The following is a 2369-nucleotide window of genomic DNA, read 5'->3' on the forward strand; positions in this document are numbered from 1 at the left end:
TGAAAACCGTCCACATCTTTGTGAGGTGCAATACGTTCAATCACGGTTTCACTGTCAATATGATCAGGCAAGGGCAATTGCACCAAAATGCCATCGATCTCATCGTCGTTATTAAGCTTATCAATGAGAGAAAGTAGTTCTTCCTGTGATGCGGATTCCGGGAGATCGTAGGCTTCCGATTTAAAGCCGATTTCTTCACAGCTTCGACGTTTGCTGCCAACATAGACTTTCGATGCCGGATTACTGCCAATCAAGACTACTGCCAGACCAGGGCGACGCTTACCAGCTGCCAAACGTTGTTCTGTTGCCAGTTTAAGCTGTTGTTTGAGATCAGCCGCGACGGCTTTGCCATCGATAATCTTTGCGCTCATTAATGATTCCCGGTCATGCAAAAGCGGCTATGATCGCATGATGCGAGAAGAACAGCAAAAAATATCCAAACAGAGATTGACTCCTCATCGGTAACCACGTATTATTTCGCCTTCTTCGGGGATGACTTCTTCGAATTAAGTCGGGGCATAGCGCAGTCTGGTAGCGCATCTGGTTTGGGACCAGAGGGTCGGGAGTTCGAATCTCTCTGCCCCGACCACTTCCTAAATTCAATGTCCTCGCTTAGACAAAATCAATGCGCCCGTAGCTCATCCGGATAGAGCATCGGCCTTCTAAGCCGAGGGTAGCAGGTTCGAGTCCTGCCGGGCGCGCCATATTTTTATGGCTTTCAGCCTAATGAGTATTTCAGCCAGTTCAGTTTTTCACAGTGTCATCTACTCGACTTCTTACTGCAAATAGACCCAGATAATTTCCGTGTCGGGACTTCACTTGAGTCTCCAGATGAGCGGCTGGTTGTTCCCTAATAAGTCCAAAACATGTTATTGGAGAATGTGGTGATTCTTCATCAAATTCTTTTTACATGAAAAATAACTGTGGGTGAAAGTTCACCCACAGTGAGCACAGACAAGAGCTCTAAAGGGGAGGCTTGTCAGATCATGACAAGCTAAGTAGTGCACGAGATTAAATGAATCTCGCAGCTCATATTGGCGGTACGAGCTTAAATTAACCATAGGAATAATTCCTGTTCCTGTCACAGCCAAAACTAAGTCCGATCATTCAATTATTTCGCATCAGTTTGGTTTTCCAGAAGATAGATTAGGATTTTTTCCTAATGCGAATGCTTCATCACAAATCTAAGATTGACCATTTTCCCAGTAAAAAATGTGGAGATGGTCAATAATGACAACGGATTTAGAAGCCAAAAATATACCGTTGCTGGTTAAGTTCAGCTCAGTTTGTTTGGCATTGATGTGCTTAATACCCTTTCTCTCCCCACACCATTTCCCACCTATAGCTACTTTTTATAATGAGTGGTTAGCAGCCTTGTTCGGTTTGGTAGCTGCGATTTTTTTGTTGCGAAAACCGCCAGCGAATTTTGTTTTCCCCCTCATTGCCATCGTCCCATTGGGTTTGCTCGGGCTTTTAGTTGTGCAGATTCTAGTGGGGAAAGCGCTCTACTGGCAGAATCATTATTTGATAATGCTCTATCTCGGATTAGCGTCGCTGATGATGATCCTAGGGGCAAATTTAAGAGAAAGGGTTGCGTTAAACCGAATCGTTCCGACATTAGCCTGGGCTATTATTGCCGGTGGCATAATCTCACTGTCGATTATCGTCTTAGCAAAACTGGGTTTAGCTGAACAGGCCCCCTGGTCTTTTTTTATTCGTGATTATTCAGCGTCGCATATTGGCCAGATAAATCACCTTGCTAATTATCTGGCATTGGGGCTTGCGTCGGTTATTTACCTGTTTATCAGTTATCGCCTTAGACTGCCTATGGCGAGCATCTTGGCTGTGCTCTTTGTTCTAGGGTTGGCTTATACCGGGCAACGTATGTCTTTAATCTACATTGCCGTTTTATCCATTCTCGGTTGGTGGTTGGCAACGCGTTGCACGCAAGTAGAGTTCAGAAATAGAGCCAAGTATCTCTTGTGGATCATCCCTGTCTTCATTCTTGCAGAACTAGCGATGCCATTGCTGACTTTTCTTGACGTCTCCTCGACGCCTATTGATCGTGTCACGGCAACAATGGGAGGAGAATCCGTACGCTTGACCTACCTTGAACAGGCGTGGCAATTATTTCTACAAAATCCAGTGTTAGGGGCCGGTTGGGGAGAATTCGGCTGGTATAATTTTAATATCTCCGATCAATATCCTGTTCATACAGGGTTGGCCAATCACGCACACAATATCGTCTTTCAACTTTTGGCTGAGGTGGGGCTTATAGGCGCTGTGCTGTTGTTAGGTGTTGTCGTTTGGTGGTTAGTTCAACAACGCCATGGTGACTTCACGCCTGAACGCTGGTGGATTTTAGCGTT

At 45.3% G+C, this 2369-nt stretch carries 2 protein-coding genes and 2 tRNA genes; 3 read left to right on the forward strand and 1 reads right to left on the reverse strand.

Features of this window, described 5'->3' with window-relative positions:
* A partial coding sequence (locus tag ACTF5U_RS12365) for a tetrahydrofolate dehydrogenase/cyclohydrolase catalytic domain-containing protein (RefSeq protein ID WP_438971938.1) occupies positions 1-371 on the reverse strand: 371 nt, incomplete at its 3' end.
* A 141-nt stretch (positions 372-512) separates the two neighbouring features.
* Between ACTF5U_RS12365 and ACTF5U_RS12370 the strand changes: the two genes are divergently transcribed.
* The 3 genes from ACTF5U_RS12370 to ACTF5U_RS12380 form a co-directional block, all read left to right on the forward strand.
* Positions 513-589, forward strand: a tRNA-Pro gene (locus tag ACTF5U_RS12370).
* A gap of 38 nt (positions 590-627) precedes the next feature.
* Positions 628-704 (forward strand) — tRNA-Arg (locus tag ACTF5U_RS12375).
* Positions 705-1230: 526 nt separating this feature from the next.
* On the forward strand, positions 1231-2369 hold a 1139-nt coding region (locus ACTF5U_RS12380; RefSeq protein ID WP_438971939.1), incomplete at its 3' end, for an O-antigen ligase family protein.

The sequence above is a fragment of the Methylophaga sp. genome, from assembly GCF_965655755.1.
Classification (GTDB): Bacteria; Pseudomonadota; Gammaproteobacteria; order Nitrosococcales; family Methylophagaceae; genus Methylophaga.